The sequence below is a fragment of the Mesorhizobium sp. M4A.F.Ca.ET.050.02.1.1 genome (assembly GCF_003997725.1).
GTDB lineage: Bacteria > Pseudomonadota > Alphaproteobacteria > Rhizobiales > Rhizobiaceae > Mesorhizobium.
Map to the genome: position 1 here is coordinate 1 of NZ_RZSG01001356.1, position 745 is coordinate 745.

Annotated in this window: 1 protein-coding gene; it reads right to left on the minus strand. The window is 63.8% G+C overall.

The window, feature by feature from the left end:
* Window positions 1–558, minus strand: a 558-nt coding sequence (locus EOA33_RS37460; RefSeq protein WP_145989590.1) for a serine hydrolase, incomplete at its 3' end; no start/stop codon positions are given.
* Window positions 559–745: the final 187 nt, after the last annotated feature.

Genomic DNA, 745 nt, shown 5'->3' on the forward strand with positions numbered 1-745 from the left:
CCAGATATGCAGCGCCAGCTGCGCAAGCTCCCGAACCGTCGTCTGCTGGCCGTCTGCCGGCAGGCCGGTGGCGTTCACGAAGGTCGATTTCTGCAGGCCGAGTTCGCGGGCGCGCTCGGTCATCTGCACGGCGAAATTGGCCTCCGAGCCGGCCATGCCCTCGGCCAGCACGATGCAGCCGTCATTGGCGGCCTGCACCGTCACGCCTTGGATCAGGTCCTCGACGCGAACCGGCGATTTGAGCTTGGCGAACATGGTCGATGTGCCGGACGGCGCGCCGCCGGTGCGCCAGGCGTTCTCGCTGACCAGGAACGTGTCGTTGATCGTCATGCGGCCGGACTTGATGGCGTTGAAGACCACTTCCATCGTCATCAGCTTGGCCATCGAGGCCGGCGGGATGGGCTTGTCGGCATCCTTGGCGAACAGCACGGTGCCGGTGTCGGCATCGATCATGAAGGCTTGCGCCGCCTTGGTTTCGAAAAGCTGTGCGTTGGCCGGGATCAGGGAAAGCAGCAACAGGCAAAGCCCAGCGAGGGGCGGAAAAAGGCGAAACTGCATAAGGGCTCGACCCGTTAGCCGGTATTGGCAGGGGCAAAGCTATCAGGCTTTTTTCCGGCGGATCAACCGTGCGATCGAAATAGATCAGTCGCGCACGACAAGCGCGTCCGGCGCGCCGTGCGACCAGGCCGCCTTCAGCACGTCATCGACGCTGCCATGGCCGTCCGGATAGACGTTGACCGCATAC